This window comes from Clostridioides sp. LIBA-2809 (genome assembly GCF_056688965.1).
Genome location: NZ_CP197004.1, coordinates 3,002,189 through 3,020,674, shown reverse-complemented (window position 1 = coordinate 3,020,674; position 18,486 = coordinate 3,002,189). Strand labels below are relative to the sequence as shown.

The window sequence follows — 18,486 nt, the reverse complement described above, 5'->3', positions numbered from 1 at the left end:
AGATTTGAGAAAAGTAAAGAGGATAAGTAAAAAAAGATTGGTACTCGTTCTTATTCTAGCATGTGCATTGTTTTTTTGTCTTGTTATCAGGACTGGATACCTACAACTTATGAAAGGAAATTGGTTAAGCACAAAAGCACTAGAACAACAGACCAGAGATATACCAATAGAACCTAAAAGAGGAACTATATATGATAGAAATATGAAAGAGTTAGCAGTAAGTGTAACTAAGTACACTGTATGGTGCAAACCTGTAGAAGTAGAAGACAAAAAAGAAGCAGCTCAAAAGGTAGCTGATATCTTGGATGAAGACTATAAAGATATTTATGCTTTAATAAGCAAAAAGAATATGGCTCTTGTAAAAGTTAAAAGATGGATAGATGATGATAAGGCAACTCAAATAAGAGATGCTAAATTAGGTGGAATATGGGTAGCAGAAGATAATCAAAGATATTATCCATATGGAAATTTTGCACCATATGTACTAGGACATACTTCTTCAGATGCAACAGGTATATCTGGTATAGAAATGCAATATGATAAAAAATTAAAAGGAAAACCTGGAAAATTAATAGTAAGTACTGATGCTTCAGGTAGAGAAATACCACAAGGAATGGAAAAATATTATGAACCTGTTCAAGGTAATGGGCTTGTTTTGTCTATAGACGAAGTAATTCAACACTATACTGAAAAAGCAGTACAAAAAGCTTATGAGATAAACAATGCAAAAAAGGTTACTGCAATAGCTATGAATCCTAAAACTGGTGATATCCTTGCTCTAGCATCAAAACCAGACTATGACCCTAATGATTCTAGAACACCAATATATCCATATTATCAAGAAGAACTTGAAAAGTATAATGATAAAGAAAAAATAAAAGGTTATTATCAAATGTGGAGAAATCCAGCAGTAAGTGATACATATGAGCCAGGTTCTACGTTTAAACTTATCACATCTTCTAGTGCTCTTGAAGAAGGAGTGATTAAAGATGGTGAGAAATTCACCTGTACAGGTAGTGTAACTGTTGGAGGAAGAAAGATTAAATGTTGGAGACACTATAGACCTCATGGAACACAAGAGTTTAAACAAGCAGTACAAAACTCTTGCAACCCTGTATTTGTTGAGTTAGGAAGTAGATTAGGTGTTGGAAAAATGTATGATTATATAGAATCTTTTGGTCTTATGGATAAGACTGGAATTGATTTACCAGGAGAAGCTAAAGGAATACTGTATAACGAAAAAAATGTAGGTCCAGTTGAACTGGCTACAATATCGTTTGGTCAATCTATATCAGTGACTCCAATACAACTTATAACAGCTATATCATCAATAGCAAATGGTGGAGATTTAATGCAACCAAGAGTGGTAAAATCTTATACTGATAACAAAGGTAATATAACTGAAACAGTAAAACCAAAAAAAGTAAGAAGTGTTATATCTAAAGAAACATCTAAGAAAATGTTAGAAATTGCAGAGTCAGTTGTAAGTGAAGGTGGAGGAAAGATAGCATATATACCAGGTTACAGACTTGGTGGAAAAACTGGTACAGCTCAAAAAGTTATAGATGGTAAGTATGCTCCAGGAAAATATATATGTTCATTTGTTGGAATAGCACCTTGTGATGACCCTCAAATTGTAGTTCTTGCTATTGTTGATGAGCCAACAGGAGTGAGTGCATTTGGTAGTACTACAGCAGGGCCAATAGTAAAGGAAATAATGAATGATTCCTTAAAATATTTAGGCGTTAAACCAGTATATAAAGAAGAAGAAAAAGCTGAATATGAAAAGAAACAAGTTCAAGTCCCAGATGTAAGAAATTTAAAAATAGGTGATGCTGTAAAGGCGTTAGAAGATGCGAAGTTAAAACCAGACTTAGATACAGATATAGAGCTTCCAGAGAATACAAAGGTAAAAGATATCTTCCCAAAACCTGGAGTAAAAGTTAATGAGGATTCAAGTATAACACTATATTTTGAAAAGTAAAAAGTAACAGATAATTAACATATACCCATAAACATCTTCAAAAAAACAGAAATATAGTATATAATTATAAAGTTAAGAGTTATCGTAGGCAATGTATATATAACGGTATACATTGCCTTTTGTTGCTAAGACAATATAACTAAGGTTTTAAAGGAGGAGTTTGATAATGGAGTGCTTAACAATAAAAGAGTTAGTACTTGCAACTAATGGGAAGTTAATATATGGAGATTATAATGACTGTGTAAGTGATATAGTTATAGATAGCAGGGAAGCAAATGCCCAAAATGCATTTGTAGCCATAGTTGGAGAAAATTTAGATGGGCATACATTTATAAAGTCTGCATATGATAATGGATGCAAAACTTTTATAAAAAGTGAAAGTAATGGAATAAAATTAGAAAGTTCGGATATAAATTTAATAGAGGTAAAAGATACATCTTTAGCCCTAGGAGATATCTCAAGATATTATAAAGAAAAATTTGATATTCCATTTATAGGTGTTACAGGTAGTGTAGGAAAAACTACGACTAGAGATATGATATATTCTGCCATATCTGCAAAACTAAACATATTAAAAAATGAAAAGAACTTAAATAATCATTTTGGAGTTCCATTGACTTTATTTAATTTAAATAAAGAACATGAGTGTGCTGTAATAGAGATGGGAATGTCTGGATTTAATGAAATAAAATATCTAGTAGATATAGTAAATCCAAAAATTGCAGTAATATCAAACATAGGATTATCACATGTAGAAAAACTAGGTTCACAAGAAGGTATTTTAAAAGCAAAGATGGAAATTACTTCTAACTTTAATGAAACAAATACTTTAATTGTAAATGGAGATGATAAGTTTTTATCTACATTAAAAGAAAAAGAACATGTATATAAACTAAAAACATTTGGATTCAACAAAAATAATGATATTTATTGTGAAAGTTACACTATGGAAGAAGATAGTCTTACATTTATATGCGTTATAGATGGAAAAAAAGAGGAAATATTTATACCAACAATAGGAGAACATAATATATATAATGCTATGTCTGCAATATTGGTTGGAATGTGTCTAAATATTTCTTTAGATTATATAAAAAAAGGTTTAAAAAATTTCAAAGGGACAAAAATGAGACTAGATATAATAAAAAATGAAAAATTAACAATAATTAATGATTCATATAATGCTAGTCCAGATTCTATGGATGCTGCTTTAAAGATACTTGGAAGATATAAAGGTAGAAGGGTAGCAATACTTGGAGATATACTAGAAATGGGTGAAATTTCAGAGTATGGTCATAGATTAGTAGGAAAATCATCTATGAATAATACTGATGTTATAATAACTATAGGTGAAAAATCAGTGTTTATTGGAGAAGAGGCAAAACAATTAGGATTCAACCCAGCCAATATATATCACTTTGAGAATAGAGAAGAAGTACTTAACAAGTTAGACGAATTAGTAAAAACAGGAGACACTATTTTAGTAAAAGGCTCAAGAGGCATGAGATTAGAAAAAATAGTCGAATATCTAAATAAATAAGCTTAAACTAATGAGTTGATTGACAAGGGAGAGGAGTTTTACGATGTTAGGAATAACAGAGCTTACGTACACCGCATTGATTGCGTTTTTAATAGTAATTATAATAGGACCAATATTTATACCAATGCTTAGAAAATTTAAATTTGGTCAGACAGTTAGAGATGATGGACCTCAAACACATCTAGCTAAAAATGGAACACCTACTATGGGTGGAATTATAATGATAGTTGCAATTCTAATAACTGGACTTACAAGAGTAAAAGTTAGTCATGATATGGCAGTAGGTCTTATATGTATTGCTGGTTTTGGTTTTATTGGTTTTTTAGACGACTTTATAAAAATAAAGTTAAAAAGATCACTTGGACTAAAAGCATATCAAAAAATAATCCTTCAAGTTGCATTATCTTTTTATGTTGCTTTTTATCAGTATACATCATCATCAAGTGCTTCACAACTTATGATACCATTTACAGATTTTGTAATAAATGTTGGAATATTATATATACCAATAATGATGTTTATAATCGTAGCAATAGTAAATGCTGTGAATTTAACTGATGGTTTAGATGGATTGGCGTCAGGAGTAACTTTAATAGTTTCTGTATTTTTTATGCTATTTGCAAGTTCTATTGCTGGAAACACAGAAGTTGCAGTTTTAGCAGCAGCAACTGTCGGAGCATGTTTAGGCTTTTTAGGATTTAATTCATATCCAGCAAGGGTATTTATGGGAGATACGGGTTCAATGGCATTAGGTGGAGCAGTTGTAGCATTTTCAGTTCTAACTAATTCAGTGCTTATAATACCTATAATTGGAGGAATTTATTTTGCAGAAGCTCTATCGGTTTTGATTCAAGTTGGATATTTTAAAGCGACAAGAAAGAGATTCTTTAAGATGGCTCCAATACACCATCACTTTGAACAATGTGGTTGGCCAGAGACAAGGGTTGTATTCGTTTTTTGGATTATCACAGTTGTTTTAGCTTGGATAAGTATAATAGCAGTATTTTAGGCCTAGGGGGAATTAAAAATGAACTTAAAAGGAAAAAAAGTTTTATTAGTAGGACTTGCAAAAACTGGTATATCTACAATTAAACATTTAGATAAATTAGGTGCAAGTATAATAGTGAATGATATTAAAGATGAAAATAAATTGAAAAACATACTTGATGAATTGAAATCTATAAATGACATAGAATACATATTAGGACATCATCCAGAGGATGTAGATAGTATAGATATGGTAGTAGTATCTCCAGGGGTACCACTAGACCTACCATTTATCTTGAAATTAAAAAATTCGGGTAAGTATATAATTGGTGAAGTAGAATTAGCTTTTAAATTATCAAATAATCCAACTTTTATAGGGATTACAGGTACAAATGGTAAGACAACTACAACTAGCCTGGTAGGAGAAATTTTTTCGAGAGCAAAAAGAGATACATATGTAGTTGGTAATATAGGAAATCCTGTAATAGATACTATAGAAACTTCAAATGAAGAGTCTGTGCTTGTAACTGAACTAAGCAGTTTTCAACTTGAGAGTATAGATGAATTTAGACCTAAAGTAAGTGCTATACTAAATATCACAGAAGACCATTTAAACAGACATCACACTATGGAAAAATATATAGAAGCAAAAGCAAATATATTTATGAATCAAACTGCTGAAGATTTTTGTATATTAAACTATGATGATGAGACAGTAAAAAGTCTAACTGACAAATGTAATGCTAAAGTAATTTACTTTTCAAGAACTCAAAAAGTAAATGGAGGAGTATATTTAGAAAATAATGACATAATAATAGATATAGATGATAAAATCAAATTTCTAAATAAAGATGATGTAAGTTTACCTGGAGGTCATAATTTAGAAAACTGTATGGCAGCTATAGCAATAGCATATGTCTGTAAAGTTGATTTAGACGTTATAAGAGATGTATTGATGACATTTAAAGGCGTTGAACACAGACAAGAGTTTGTACGAAACTTAGACAATGTAATATATGTAAATGATTCAAAAGGGACTAATCCAGACTCTACTATAAAAGCTGTACAGTCTTACAATAGACCAATAATACTTATAGCAGGAGGAATGGATAAAGGCAGTAATTTTGATGAACTTTTTGAAACTGCAAAGTCATATGTTAAATCAGTAGTCTTGTTAGGAGAAACTGCATCAAAGATAGAAAATTGTGCAAAAAATAAAGGATTTAATGACATACATATAGTAAAAGATATGGAAGAAGCAGTTAATACTTCTCATGAGATTTCAAAAAGTGGAGATATAGTGCTTCTTTCACCAGCTTGTGCAAGTTGGGATATGTATGAAAGTTTTGAAGTAAGAGGAAAAGACTTCAAAGATAATGTAAACAATTTAAAATAATCTCTTACCTCTAAACTTACTTAAATGGAAGAATGGAGGTATATTAGTTGGATGCCTAAAGAAAATTTGAAAAAACAAATTGACATAAGGATGAAGACTGAATTTGATGGAGTAGTATTTTATACTACTATGCTTTTAGTATTTGTAGGAATAGTTATGGTGTTTAGTGCAAGTTTTATACAATCTTCATTTAAACACAATGATGCGTACTATTTTCTAAAAAAGAATGTAATATATGCTATACTTGGGTTTATAGTTATGATTATTACATCAAGGATAGATTATAGTTTTTGGAAGAAAAATGCTACAGCAATTGGAGCTATAGCAGTAGTATTATTATTGTTAGTTTTAACCCCTTTAGGGATAGAAGCAAACGGAGCAAAAAGATGGTTAGGAATAGGTGCCTTAACATTTCAGCCCGCAGAAATAGCTAAGTTTGCTACAATAATATTAACTGCAAAATTAATTGAAAAAAATTATGATAAGATAAAATCTTTGACAAAAGGTGTTGTACCACTTCTCGTAGTTCCAGGGATATTTTTTGCGTTGATAATACTTCAGCCAAATCTATCAACAGCAGGTACTGTAATTTTAGTTACGTTTGTAATGATATTTGTTGCTGGAATGGATATGAAAATTGTATTTGCTATGATTGGAAGTGGGGCTGCTTTATTTGCTGCATTGGTAATTGCTGAACCTTATAGACTTAGCCGTGTCACATCGTTTTTAGACCCTTTTCAAGACCCTCTTGGCAAGGGGTATCAGGTAATACAAGGTTTATATGCACTTGGTTCAGGTGGATTGTTTGGTTTAGGCTTAGGAAAGAGTAAACAAAAGTATTTTTATATACCAGAGCCACAAAATGACTTTATATTTGCTATAATAGGAGAAGAGTTAGGATTGATTGGTTGTATAATAGTTATTATGCTATTTGTAGCCTTGGTCTACAGATGTGTAAGAATAGCTTTGAAGACTTCTAATGTATTTGCTTGTATGGTTGTCATAGGTATAGGGGCACAAATTGGAATACAAGCAGCTTTAAATATAGCAGTTGCAACATCATCAATGCCAGCTACAGGTGTGGCACTACCATTTATAAGTTATGGGGGAACCTCGCTCACCATCTTTATGGGAGCTATAGGCATAGTGTTAAACATCTCAAAGCATGTCAAAATTAATTAACAGGAGATGATGATTTGATGAAAGTTTTATTATCAGGCGGTGGAACTGGAGGACACGTGTATCCAGCTATAGCTATTGCTAACAAAATAAGAGATGAGCATCCAGACGCTGAGATAATTTTTGTTGGGACGGAAAAAGGAATAGAATCAGAAATAGTTCCTAAGTATGGATTTGAATTAAAGACTGTAACAGTACAAGGATTCAAGCGAAAAATAGACTTTGATAATGTAAAAAGAGTTTTTAAGCTTTTTAAAGGTTTGGAGCAATCAAGAAAGATTGTTAAGAAGTTTAAACCAGATGTAGTTATAGGAACTGGTGGATATGTTAGTGGACCCGTTTTATTTAATGCGTCTATGGGGAAAATACCAGCCATAATACATGAGCAAAATTCTTTTCCTGGTGTAACCAATAAGATTTTATCTAAAACGGTTACTAAGGTACTTACAAGTTTTGAAGATTCACATAAAAGATTTCCAGAGGCAGCAGAAGAAAAACTAGTTTTTACAGGAAATCCAGTTAGAAAAGAAATTTTATTATCAAGAAAAAATATTGCAAGAAAGAATCTTGCAATAAGTGAAGAAAAAAGAATGGTTCTTTGTTATGGTGGTAGTGGAGGCTCAAGGAAAATAAATGATGCAATGAGACTTGTAATAAAGAACATGGTAAATGAAGATATAGCTTTTATATTTGCCACAGGGAAAAGCTATTATGATGAGTTTATGGAAAGTATTAGCGATATAAATCTTAAGCCATACCAAAAAGTTGTACCTTACTTGGAAGATATGGCAAATGCACTTGCAGCAAGTGACTTAGTTATAGGTAGTGCAGGAGCAATTTCATTAGCTGAAATAACAGCTCTTGGAAAGCCATCTATAATAATACCTAAAGCATATACTGCTGAAAATCATCAAGAGTATAATGCTAAAAGTATAGAAAAGCAAGGGGCAGGGATTGCAATTTTAGAAAAAAACCTAACTCCAGAGAGCCTGAATACAGCAGTATTTAAACTTTTAGGAGATAGAGAACTTTTGGTTGATATGGCAAATGCAAGCAAAACTATAGGGAAACCTGAAGCCATAGACCTTATATACGATGAGATAATAAAAGTATACAATTCAACGCAGAAGTCATCATCTAAAAAAACAAAAAAAGAAAAAGTTGTTGAAGAAGTAAAAGAAATAAAAAAAGAAGCAACTCCAAGTATAGAAGGTCAAGCCAAAGTAATAGGAATAAAGAAAAGGTAAGTCAATATTTACCCCTAATTTATAATATATTAGATTTTCTAAATTATTATAAATTAGGGGTTTATTTGTATGTACACAAGTCTAAAGATATAAAAATATATATATCCTTTTGTATTTATTTTGATGAAATATTGATTTATTTCTATTTATTTACATTTTATTTAGATGTTTTGTAAGAAAATGAAAAAATTTGACTTTAAATATTATAATTTTCTTGTAGGAAAAATAAGCTCTAAAGGTGTATTTATTAACCAAAGGGGTTGATTATATTTGAAAAAGAGAAGGAAGTTAAATACGAATAATGTCATGATAGTTTTAGTCTTTATACTTATGCTATCTTTTGGGATATGTATGATTGTAAAAAGTGATTTATTTGATGTAAAGAAAATAGATATAGTAGGAAATAAGAGAGTGACTAAATCAAATATAATGAAAGAACTAAATATAAATTTACATGAAAATATATTTGCATATGATTTTAAATATATGAAAGATAATCTTATGAAAAATCCATATATAGAAAATGTAGAAATAAAAAGAAAATTTCCAAATAAAATAACTATAAGTTTAAAAGAAAAAGAAATCTTTGCAGTATTAAAAGATGAAGATAATTATTGTTATATAGATAAGAAAGGTAATTTGTTGGAGGAACTTAGAGGTTCTAATGAAAGTAAAAAAGATTTAATAGTAGATGTAGATTATAGCGTTGATGATGATAAAGCAATAAAATTTAAAAATTATAAAACTAAAGAGAATGTATTTAAAACTTTAAATTCTTTAAAAGAAGAAGGACTTTATAGAAAAATAAATTATGTAAACTTAAGAAAAGAAAGCAATATAGATATGCTTACAAGAAGTAATATAAAAATCTTACTTTCTAATGATGATAACTTAGATTATAATATATCTAGGGTAAGTAAAATTCTGATTGACCTGCAAAATAAAAATACCGATGGAGGGACTATAAATCTCAATTATGGAAAATTAGCTGTGTATAGTCCTGAAGGATAGACAATTGTAAGGAAGTGATATATTGAAAAAAAGATTTATAAATAAAAGTATAATCATAGGAAGCATTGTATTAGGTGTTCTTGTTAGTTTACAGCTTAAAATTATTAATATAGAAAATAGAGGTATGACAACTTTTAAAAGAGGAGAGCAACTTACAGAAGAACTTAAATCTCTAAAAAAAGAAAAAGAGGATTTACAGTCAGAAATTAATAGTGTGAAGAAAGATATAGAGACTTATAGAGGTAAAAATGATGAAGGAGAACAAGATATAATTAAGTCAGAAATAGAAAAATATGAAACATTAGCTGGATATACAGATGTTGAAGGCAAAGGAATAAAAGTTGAGATAAATTCTGTAAAAGACTTAGGAAGCTCTGATAAAAACGATAGTATATTATATAACTATGATTTATTACTATCAATGATAAATAAATTAAATTCAGCACAAGCAAGTGCTATATCTATAAATGGCCAGAGAATAGTTTCTAATACATATATGTATTTAAAAGAGGATAAGCTTTACATGAATGACACTGTTATAAAAGAGCCAATTATAATAAAAGCAATTGGTGATTCTGATACATTATCTTCTGCACTTAATATAAAATATGGTATTGTCTGGGAAATAGAAACGTATTATAATGCTAAGGTAAAAGTAACTAAAGAAGACAATGTAGAAATAGATGGACATGGTGATATAAACAAAGTAGAGAGGAACTAATAGTATGAAAAAGAAAATGGTTATATTAGGAGCATTCATATTAGGCGTTTTCATATCAACTTATATAAAATCACTAGACCCAAATAAAGTGTACATAACATTGAGTCAGACTGAAAGTATTGAAAGTGAGATAGAAAATACAAAGAAAGAAATAAAACATTTAAAAGAAGCGCTTAAAAGTAACAAAAAAACTTTGAATGAATATAAAGAAGCAAAAGAGAATGGAAATGAATCTATACAAACACTTATGAAAAAAGAGCTTGAAGAAGTCAAAGAATTAAGCGGTTATTCAACTGTTACAGGGCCAGGCATAACGATTACTATGAAGGATAGTGACAGAGAATTAAAAGATGGCCAGAATCCAAATGACTTGATTATACATGACATTGATATTTTAAGAGTTTTAAATGATTTAAAAAAAGCTGGTGCAAAAGCAATTTCTATAAATGGAGAAAGAGTACTATCAACTAGCAAGATAAAATGTTCAGGAGCTACTATCACAGTAAATGATACTACATATGGACAACCATTTATAATAAAAGCCATAGGAGATATAGATTTATTGAGTGCTGCTATAAATTCTCCAGAATCATATGCTAAGTCTCTTAAAGATATATATGGAATCAATATAAAAATACAGGAAAATAATGGAAATAAAGTGGATTTATTCGCAAAATAAAGCGAAAAATATAAAAAAATAAAGAAAAAATAAGAAAATTTAATAAAAAGGATTGTAATATAGTTGCGTTTCAAAGTAAAATAAAGAGGTGAGGATTTATGATATGGGTTTTAGGAGGATTGGCATTTGGTGTGGTAGTAGGTTACTACATTCCATTTACATATTCTATGGATTATTCCATATATATGTCAGTAGCTATTCTTGCAATAATGGATTCTATTTTTGGAGCGATAAAATCCAGTTTTGAAGATAACTATGACAATGTAATTTTTGTTACTGGCTTCATAGGGAATGCTATATTGGCTATATTATTGACTTATATAGGAGAAAAATTAGGTGTTTCTCTTTACTATGTTGCTGTATTAGTTTTTGGTATGAGATTATTTAATAATTTATCCATAATTAGACGTTATGTTGTTAGCAATATTATGAATAAGAAACGTAAAAATTAAAGAGCATTTGATATATACGTAAATTATTTTATACTCAAGAGTAATATTTGACAATATAAGTAAGAAAATTAAAAAGGAAAATTTACGTTTTTGTGGAATATGTTACTTAAAGGTTAACAAAATAAAAGAAGAAAATGATATAATTAATACATACGATAACTTTGAATCATGAGAGAAGGGGGTTTATGATGCTAAACTTTGACGTAGAATTAGAAGAATGTGCACAAATTAAAGTAATAGGTGTAGGTGGCGGTGGAAACAATGCTGTCAATAGAATGGTAGAAGCGCAACTAAAAGGCGTTGAATTTATATCAGTAAATACAGATAAACAAGCTTTATATACATCAAAAGCTGAATATAAAGTTCAAATAGGAGAAAAATTAACTAGAGGACTTGGTGCAGGAGCAAATCCAGAAGTAGGAAAAAGGGCTGCTGAGGAGAGTAAAGACGAAATAGTGAAATTGCTTCAAGGAGCTGATATGGTCTTTGTTACAGCCGGAATGGGCGGTGGTACTGGTACAGGAGCTGCTCCAGTAGTTGCAGGCTTAGCAAAAGAAATGGGTATACTTACAGTAGGTGTAGTTACAAAACCTTTTGCATTTGAAGGTAAGATAAGAATGAAAAATGCTGAAGGTGGAATAGCAGAACTTAAATCAAAAGTTGATACTCTTATAACAATACCAAACGATAGACTTTTACAGATAGTACAAAAAAATACTTCGATGTTAGATGCTTTTGCAGTTGCAGATGATGTATTAAAACAAGGTATACAATCAATTTCTGACCTTATAGCAGTTGAAGGGTTAATAAACCTAGACTTTGCAGATGTTACTACTATAATGAAAGATAAGGGTCTTGCTCATATGGGTATAGGTAGTGCTAGTGGTGAGACTAGAGCAATAGATGCTGCTAGACAAGCTATTCAGTCTCCACTTCTAGAAACATCAATACAAGGAGCTAAAGGAGTTCTTCTTAACGTTACTGGTGGACCTAACTTAGGATTATTTGAAGTTAATGAAGCATCTACTTTAGTTATGGAATCCTGTGACCCAGAGGCAAATGTTATATTTGGTGCTTCTATAAAAGAAGACTTAGGCGATGAAATAATGATTACAGTAATCGCAACAGGATTTGAAGGATTACAAAGTGGTATTTTAGACTTAGATACTAAGCCTAAGTCAAGCATACGTTCTTCATTAAATACAACAGTAAAACAAGCTGTAAAAGAAATTGAAGAAGAAGTAATTGTTGAGGAAAAAATAGAAGCTCCTAAAAAAGCAAGTATAATTGAAGAAGACGATGATGAGAGCATGGAGATACCTACATTCCTAAGAAGAAGAAGATAATATGTAAGCTTATAAAGAAGTCAGTAGACTTCTTTTTATTTTGCCTAATTTAAACTCCTAAGACATAAAAATATATTGCAATATTTTGAAATGTAAAAGAAGTTTTTTAATAAATGAATAAAAACAATACATATAGAAAAAAATGATAGTTGTAAGAGTTAGTATAGTTTTTTATGATTAGACAAGGGTAGTCTTATTTGTTAATATTAAATCTGAATTAAATTGTAAATATTTGAGGAAAAAGACAAATTAAAGTCTGAAAGGGGATTAAGCATGATTAAGCTAAAAAAAATTCTTTCTTTAGTGATGGTAGGTGTTTTATCAGTATCAATTCTTGCTGGATGTTCAAAAAAAGAAGATTCTAAAGGTAAAGATGGTAAAGAAAAATTAGTTGTATGGTCTGCACCATTGACAGAACATGATGCAGATGCATGGAAACCAATATTGGAGAAATTTGAAAAGGAAAATAATTGTGAAATTGAATTCCAGATAGTACCTTGGGATAACTATGCAGAAAAATATGCAACTGCAATAAGTGCAGGTGAAGGTCCAGATATAGGATACATGTATGCAGAGATGTTTCCTCAATTTATAGAAATGGGTGCAGTTGAAGATTTGACACCTTATCTAGAAAAATCAGGAACTTCAGATAATTATCTATACTTAGATAATGCAAAAATGATGGGTGGTATTTATGGATTACCTATAGAAGCTGCTAACCCAGGTGTATTGTATTATAATAAAGACATACTAGAAAAATTAGGAGAGAAGCCTCCTAAAACATGGGATGATTTTAAAAGAATTTGTGAAAAAGCAACAAAAGATACTGATGGAGATGGAAAAATCGACCAGTGGGGTCTTGCACAAGGTTGGGGTTCTAAAGTATTTGGAAGCTTAAACTGGAACTGGTATCCTTATTTATGGCAAGCTGGTGGAGATATATATAATGATGATTTAAAATCAGTTAAATTTAATAATGCAGAAGGTTTAAAAGCTGCAAACTTTATAAATGATATGAAAAAATATATACCAGACAATGCTTTATCAAAAGATAGCAATGAAATGGTTGAAAGTGTATTTGGGCCAGGAAAAGCTGCATTTACTATAATGTTATCTTCTGCTGCTACAAGCACTTTTGATAAATCATTTCCAGATTTAAACTGGGGATATGTAACTTCATTAGAAGATAAGACAGTTGGTAGTTTTGCATCAGTAGATGATTTAACATTAATGTCAGCATGTAAAAATAAAGAGCTTGGATTTAAACTTCTTGAATATATGTTAAGCAAAGAATCAATGGAAGCTTTCCATAAAGAAATACCAAGAGCTCCAGTTGCAAAAGGTGAAAAATATCAAGGAGACCCAAGATTTGAAGAAATGGTAACAAAAGATAAACATATGTATAGACCATTGACTGTTGGACCTCATGGAGTAGAGATATATGAATACTTATGGAAACAACTTCAAATGATGATAGCTGGAGATATAACTCCAGAACAAGCACTAGATGATTCTGCAAAATATGCAAACGGATTATTAGCACAATAATTTGAATTTAAATTTATAGGCTGTGTAATTTAATTTTATACAAGTAAAAAATTTACTTGATATATTATTAGGTTACATAGTCTTTTTTTTATAAAAATATACCCCAAAAAGAACTAATAACTTCTACCTAGATATCTTAGATTCTACAAAAAAGCTTATTTGTTTGATACTAAAAAAATATCTTTTGGCGACATAAAGTATAAGACATATATCATTGTTATTTTTAAATAGAATTTGTTTTGGATTCGACCATCAAAAGTGACATAAAATTTTGTACATACTATCTTATAATATGTTTAAAGGTTTTAAGGGGGGATACATGGTGTATATTGAGTACTATGTTATAGAAAACCTAGTAATAAATTATATTATTATAAGTTGTACTTCTATTCTCACTAAAAAATACAATCCTAAAAAAAATAAGTTATTGGGGGCTAGTTTAGGAGGTGCCTATTCTGTTGCTTATTTGTATCCATCAATGAACATATTATTCACAGTACCATTCAAAATAATAATTATGAGTATAATAACTTTAATTTCATTTAGAAGTAAGAGTAAAAAAGATTATGTTCATGTAGCATTAGTTTTTTACTTAGTAAACATTTTTATTTCTGGAAGCACTTATTTTATAATTTATTTTACAGGAATAAGTCATTTAAAAATATCTTTCTTAATTGCATGTACTTATGTAAGTTGTGAATTGTTAAAGTACATTTATAAAGATTTGAAAATGCTTAAATACATCAAGGAACTTACAAAGACCATAAATATAAACTTATTAGAAAAGAGTTTTTGTTGTAAAGCTTTAGTGGATAGTGGGAACTTATTAAAAGACCCAATAAGTCAAAGTGATGTAATAATAGTTAAGTCAAGTGTGTTAGAAGGGTTTATTCCAGAAAATCTATTAAATATTAATTATGAAGACATAGATATGAAGAAAGCACAAGAGATTATAGGAAGCCTAGATGATAAAACGTCAGGTAGAGTTAGGATAATACCTTATAAACATGCTGGAAGTAATAAGACAAGCATAATAATAGGTCTAAAAGCTGACTATGTAGAAGTAGATGAGCAGAAGATAGGAAATATAATACTTGGTATATCAAATTTTAATGATAGAGAATATGGAGCAATAATGAATCCAAATATATTGCCTGGATTTTAGGTGAAAATTTAAGGGGGACAAGATATGTTACGATTGAAAGAGAGAATTATAAGCTTTATTACTATGTTAGGTATTAAATTAAAAATAATAAAGCCAAAGGGAATATACTATATGGGAGGGGCAAATATACTTCCTCCTCCATTAAAGCCAGAAGAAGAAATGGAAATTTTACAAAAACTGGAAACAGATGAAAGTGTAAAATCAATTTTGATAGAAAGAAATCTGAGATTAGTAGTCTACATATCTAGAAAGTTTGAAAATACAGGTATAGATGTAGAAGATTTAATTTCTATAGGAACTATAGGTTTGATAAAAGCAGTTAATACTTTCAAACTAAACAAAAATATAAAATTGGCAACTTATGCTTCAAGATGTATCGAAAATGAAATATTAATGTACTTAAGGAAAAATAATAAAAAGAAAACAGAAGTATCATTTGATGAGCCTTTAAATATAGATTTAGATGGAAATGAACTTTTACTATCTGATGTTCTAGGTACAGAAAATGATGAAATATACAAAATAATCGAAGAAGAAATAGATAGGGATTTATTGGTTATGGCACTCGACAGATTAAGCGATAGAGAAAAGCAAATTATGGAATTAAGGTTTGGACTTATAGATAAAGGTATCGAAAAAACACAAAAAGAAGTTGCTGGAATGCTTGGAATATCTCAGTCTTACATATCTAGACTTGAAAAGAAAATAATTTCAAGATTACAGAAAGAAATGAAAAAATTTGTATAATGCTAAATTAATTCTTCTTAAAAAGTATAAAAAAATTGGAAATGTAAATAATTTCAATAGATGAATACTTTTGAGAGAGGACTGAAAATGTATGCAAGTTAATAAGGTTGAAATATGTGGTGTTAATACATCGGAACTTCCAGTTCTTAAAAATAAGCAAATGAAGGAACTTTTATTAAAAATAAAAAGTGGTGACGAAGAAGCTAGACAGCAGTTTGTAAGAGGGAATTTAAGATTAGTCTTGAGTGTAATAAAAAAGTTTAACAACAGAGGAGAAAACATAGACGATTTATTTCAAATAGGTTGTATCGGTCTTATAAAAGCTATAGATAACTTTGATTTAAGTCAAAATGTAAGGTTTTCAACTTATGCTGTTCCTATGATTATAGGAGAAATTAGAAGATATCTAAGAGACAATAACCCAATTAGAGTAAGTAGGTCATTAAAAGATATAGCATATAAGGCACTACAAGTTAGAGAAAGACTAATTAGAACAAATTCTAAAGAACCTACAGTATCAGAAATAGCAAAAGAATTAGAATTAGAAGTTGAGTCAGTTGTAATGGCACTAGATGCCATACAAGATCCAATATCTTTATTTGACCCAGTATATCAAGATAATGGAGATGCAATATTTGTTATGGACCAGGTTCAAGACAAAAAAGATACTGACGAAAATTGGTTGCAAGAAATATCACTTAAAGAAGCTATTAAGAAATTAAATAGTAGAGAGAAGTTGGTATTAGATTTAAGGTTTTATAAAGGAAGAACGCAGATAGAAGTTGCTGATGAAATCGGTATATCTCAAGCGCAAGTATCAAGAATTGAAAAAAATGCTTTAAAAAATATGAGAAAGTATGTATAAGTAATCCATGGACTGTAAACATTATTTTAAATTTAAATGACCTATATAGGTCATTTTTTTTTAACTCAATACATATTTATTTTTAAAGAAAGGGTGAGTATAATATGATTAGAGTTTCTGATATAATGGAAAAAGAAATTATAAATGTAAAAAATGGAAAAAGGATGGGATTTATAATAGACATAGATATGGATATTCATGAGGGAAAGGTAGTCTCATTTACCATTTTTGGAGATGGAAATAGAAATTTTTTTTCAAGAGGAGGGGATGAAGAAGTTATATTTTGGAATGATATACTTAAAATAGGTTGTGATACAATAATAGTAAATATAGGTTCAGAATTAAGCTTGGATGAATTTGAGATATAGTTAAAACAAAGGAGGAATATATATGCAATGTCCTTATTGTAATTATAAAGAATCAAAGGTAATAGATTCTAGACATACAGATTTAAAATCTATCAGAAGAAGACGTGAATGTGAATCATGTAAAAAGAGATTCACTACTTATGAGAAAATAGAAACAACTCCTTTAATGGTTATCAAAAAAGATAATAGTAGAGAGTATTTTGATAGAGAAAAGATAAAGTACGGGTTATTAAAAGCATGTGAAAAAAGACCTGTATCTATAGAAGAAATTGAAAGTATAGTTGTACATATTGAAAATGAAATAAATAAATGTTTTATAGAAGAAATTGAAACCAAAAGAATTGGTGAGATGGTAATGGATAAACTAAAAGACTTAGATGAAGTAGCTTATGTAAGGTTTGCTTCTGTGTATAGACAATTTAAAGATATAAATACTTTTGTAAATGAGCTTAAAAGTATATTGATAGAAAAAGGAGACAAATGATGAAAGATTATATAAATATAAAAAATGTACAAGATATTAAAGAGTATGTTAATTTAAATGGAGATTGTAAAGAACTTGATGAAAAATTAGATTCTGTAAATCTAGTTATAACATGTAAGAATGTAGATGCAAAAAATAAAGAAGATATGTTAAAAGTATGTAAAGAATGCGATTTAGCATTTGAGAACTTAACTAGTAATTCTCAAATACATTCAGATATAGTTAACATAGTAAATAAAGATACTATAGGAAAAAGAATAGATGGAGATGCACTTATAACGAACTTAGAGAAAGTACCTCTTTTATTATTTACAGCAGATTGTGTACCTATATCAATCATAGATGCTAAAAATAAAGCCATAGGACTGGCTCATGCAGGTTGGAGAGGTACTTTTAGTAATATAGGTCATAAAACAATTAAATTAATGTCTGAATGTTATAAAACGGTCCCTGAAGATTTAGTTTGTATAATTGGCCCATCAATTGGACCTTGTTGTTATGAAGTATCTGAGGATTTAGTAGAAAAATTTAACACAATTCTTACAAATAATGATGAAAAGTTCTATATAATAAAAGAGGGAAGTTACTATTTAGATTTATGGAAAATTAATGAGTACATGCTGAGATGTAGTGGAGTTAAAAAGGAGAATATAATAAATTTAAATTTATGCACTAGTTGTAGAGCAAATGAATTCCACTCTTATAGAAAACATAATAAGGCATCAGAACGAATAGGAACGGTACTACAGATAAAATAGAGAGGAGCT

Annotated in this window: 18 protein-coding genes; all 18 read left to right on the top strand. The window is 29.6% G+C overall.

What is annotated here, in order from left to right; all coding sequences use genetic code 11:
* The first annotated feature begins 4 nt into the window (after positions 1-4).
* Complete coding sequence (locus ACTG44_RS14310) at positions 5-1,984, top strand: stage V sporulation protein D (RefSeq protein ID WP_479917276.1); 1,980 nt, start codon at positions 5-7, stop codon at positions 1,982-1,984.
* A gap of 166 nt (positions 1,985-2,150) precedes the next feature.
* A complete protein-coding gene (locus tag ACTG44_RS14305; RefSeq protein ID WP_479917275.1) occupies positions 2,151-3,524 on the top strand; it encodes a UDP-N-acetylmuramoyl-tripeptide--D-alanyl-D-alanine ligase in 1,374 nt (457 codons plus the stop codon).
* Between the two features lie 43 nt (positions 3,525-3,567).
* On the top strand, positions 3,568-4,533 hold the full coding sequence (gene mraY, locus ACTG44_RS14300) for a phospho-N-acetylmuramoyl-pentapeptide-transferase (protein WP_021385460.1): 966 nt from the start codon (positions 3,568-3,570) through the stop codon (positions 4,531-4,533).
* Between the two features lie 18 nt (positions 4,534-4,551).
* Positions 4,552-5,907, top strand: coding sequence for a UDP-N-acetylmuramoyl-L-alanine--D-glutamate ligase (gene murD / locus ACTG44_RS14295; RefSeq protein ID WP_479920671.1), 1,356 nt, complete (start codon positions 4,552-4,554; stop codon positions 5,905-5,907).
* Positions 5,908-5,958: 51 nt separating this feature from the next.
* Positions 5,959-7,089 (top strand): stage V sporulation protein E, encoded by a 1,131-nt coding sequence (gene spoVE / locus ACTG44_RS14290; RefSeq protein ID WP_021385452.1) that lies wholly within the window; start codon positions 5,959-5,961, stop codon positions 7,087-7,089.
* 17 nt (positions 7,090-7,106) lie between these two features.
* Positions 7,107-8,333 (top strand): undecaprenyldiphospho-muramoylpentapeptide beta-N-acetylglucosaminyltransferase, encoded by a 1,227-nt coding sequence (gene murG, locus ACTG44_RS14285; RefSeq protein ID WP_021385369.1) that lies wholly within the window; start codon positions 7,107-7,109, stop codon positions 8,331-8,333.
* A 270-nt stretch (positions 8,334-8,603) separates the two neighbouring features.
* Positions 8,604-9,344: a cell division protein FtsQ/DivIB gene (locus ACTG44_RS14280; RefSeq protein ID WP_479920670.1), complete on the top strand. Its 741-nt coding sequence runs from the start codon at positions 8,604-8,606 to the stop codon at positions 9,342-9,344.
* Positions 9,345-9,366: 22 nt separating this feature from the next.
* Positions 9,367-10,065, top strand: coding sequence for a DUF881 domain-containing protein (locus ACTG44_RS14275; RefSeq protein WP_021385446.1), 699 nt, complete (start codon positions 9,367-9,369; stop codon positions 10,063-10,065).
* Between the two features lie 4 nt (positions 10,066-10,069).
* A complete protein-coding gene (locus ACTG44_RS14270) occupies positions 10,070-10,744 on the top strand; it encodes a DUF881 domain-containing protein (RefSeq protein ID WP_021385504.1) in 675 nt (224 codons plus the stop codon).
* 98 nt (positions 10,745-10,842) lie between these two features.
* Complete coding sequence (locus tag ACTG44_RS14265; RefSeq protein WP_021385508.1) at positions 10,843-11,196, top strand: small basic family protein; 354 nt, start codon at positions 10,843-10,845, stop codon at positions 11,194-11,196.
* A gap of 188 nt (positions 11,197-11,384) precedes the next feature.
* Positions 11,385-12,542 carry a cell division protein FtsZ gene (gene ftsZ, locus ACTG44_RS14260; RefSeq protein ID WP_021385415.1) on the top strand — a complete coding sequence of 386 codons (1,158 nt, stop codon included), beginning with the start codon at positions 11,385-11,387 and terminating at the stop codon, positions 12,540-12,542.
* Positions 12,543-12,815: 273 nt separating this feature from the next.
* Positions 12,816-14,090 carry an ABC transporter substrate-binding protein gene (locus ACTG44_RS14255; protein WP_479919257.1) on the top strand — a complete coding sequence of 425 codons (1,275 nt, stop codon included), beginning with the start codon at positions 12,816-12,818 and terminating at the stop codon, positions 14,088-14,090.
* A 319-nt stretch (positions 14,091-14,409) separates the two neighbouring features.
* Positions 14,410-15,255, top strand: a complete 846-nt coding sequence (locus ACTG44_RS14250) for a sigma-E processing peptidase SpoIIGA (protein ID WP_079747033.1) — start codon at positions 14,410-14,412, stop codon at positions 15,253-15,255.
* Positions 15,256-15,279: 24 nt separating this feature from the next.
* Complete coding sequence (gene sigE, locus ACTG44_RS14245) at positions 15,280-16,002, top strand: RNA polymerase sporulation sigma factor SigE (protein WP_021385541.1); 723 nt, start codon at positions 15,280-15,282, stop codon at positions 16,000-16,002.
* 91 nt (positions 16,003-16,093) lie between these two features.
* A complete protein-coding gene (gene sigG, locus ACTG44_RS14240) occupies positions 16,094-16,867 on the top strand; it encodes an RNA polymerase sporulation sigma factor SigG (RefSeq protein WP_021385524.1) in 774 nt (257 codons plus the stop codon).
* Positions 16,868-16,971: 104 nt separating this feature from the next.
* Complete coding sequence (locus ACTG44_RS14235) at positions 16,972-17,235, top strand: YlmC/YmxH family sporulation protein (RefSeq protein ID WP_021385512.1); 264 nt, start codon at positions 16,972-16,974, stop codon at positions 17,233-17,235.
* Between the two features lie 22 nt (positions 17,236-17,257).
* Positions 17,258-17,719: a transcriptional regulator NrdR gene (nrdR, locus tag ACTG44_RS14230; protein ID WP_021385527.1), complete on the top strand. Its 462-nt coding sequence runs from the start codon at positions 17,258-17,260 to the stop codon at positions 17,717-17,719.
* Positions 17,716-18,477 carry a peptidoglycan editing factor PgeF gene (pgeF, locus tag ACTG44_RS14225; RefSeq protein WP_079747032.1) on the top strand — a complete coding sequence of 254 codons (762 nt, stop codon included), beginning with the start codon at positions 17,716-17,718 and terminating at the stop codon, positions 18,475-18,477. The genes nrdR and pgeF overlap by 4 nt, the downstream gene beginning before the upstream one ends.
* Positions 18,478-18,486 lie beyond the last annotated feature (9 nt).

What these genes read in the sequence shown, in the direction of transcription:
- ACTG44_RS14305 (WP_479917275.1), top strand. Translation starts at nt 2,151, where the DNA reads ATGGAGTGCTTAACAATAAAAGAGTTAGTACTTGCAACTAATGGGAAG.
- mraY (WP_021385460.1), top strand. Translation starts at nt 3,568, where the DNA reads ATGTTAGGAATAACAGAGCTTACGTACACCGCATTGATTGCGTTTTTA.
- murD (WP_479920671.1), top strand. Translation starts at nt 4,552, where the DNA reads ATGAACTTAAAAGGAAAAAAAGTTTTATTAGTAGGACTTGCAAAAACT.
- spoVE (WP_021385452.1), top strand. Translation starts at nt 5,959, where the DNA reads ATGCCTAAAGAAAATTTGAAAAAACAAATTGACATAAGGATGAAGACT.
- murG (WP_021385369.1), top strand. Translation starts at nt 7,107, where the DNA reads ATGAAAGTTTTATTATCAGGCGGTGGAACTGGAGGACACGTGTATCCA.
- ACTG44_RS14270 (WP_021385504.1), top strand. Translation starts at nt 10,070, where the DNA reads ATGAAAAAGAAAATGGTTATATTAGGAGCATTCATATTAGGCGTTTTC.
- ACTG44_RS14265 (WP_021385508.1), top strand. Translation starts at nt 10,843, where the DNA reads ATGATATGGGTTTTAGGAGGATTGGCATTTGGTGTGGTAGTAGGTTAC.
- ftsZ (WP_021385415.1), top strand. Translation starts at nt 11,385, where the DNA reads ATGCTAAACTTTGACGTAGAATTAGAAGAATGTGCACAAATTAAAGTA.
- ACTG44_RS14255 (WP_479919257.1), top strand. Translation starts at nt 12,816, where the DNA reads ATGATTAAGCTAAAAAAAATTCTTTCTTTAGTGATGGTAGGTGTTTTA.
- ACTG44_RS14250 (WP_079747033.1), top strand. Translation starts at nt 14,410, where the DNA reads ATGGTGTATATTGAGTACTATGTTATAGAAAACCTAGTAATAAATTAT.
- sigE (WP_021385541.1), top strand. Translation starts at nt 15,280, where the DNA reads ATGTTACGATTGAAAGAGAGAATTATAAGCTTTATTACTATGTTAGGT.
- sigG (WP_021385524.1), top strand. Translation starts at nt 16,094, where the DNA reads ATGCAAGTTAATAAGGTTGAAATATGTGGTGTTAATACATCGGAACTT.
- ACTG44_RS14235 (WP_021385512.1), top strand. Translation starts at nt 16,972, where the DNA reads ATGATTAGAGTTTCTGATATAATGGAAAAAGAAATTATAAATGTAAAA.
- nrdR (WP_021385527.1), top strand. Translation starts at nt 17,258, where the DNA reads ATGCAATGTCCTTATTGTAATTATAAAGAATCAAAGGTAATAGATTCT.
- pgeF (WP_079747032.1), top strand. Translation starts at nt 17,716, where the DNA reads ATGATGAAAGATTATATAAATATAAAAAATGTACAAGATATTAAAGAG.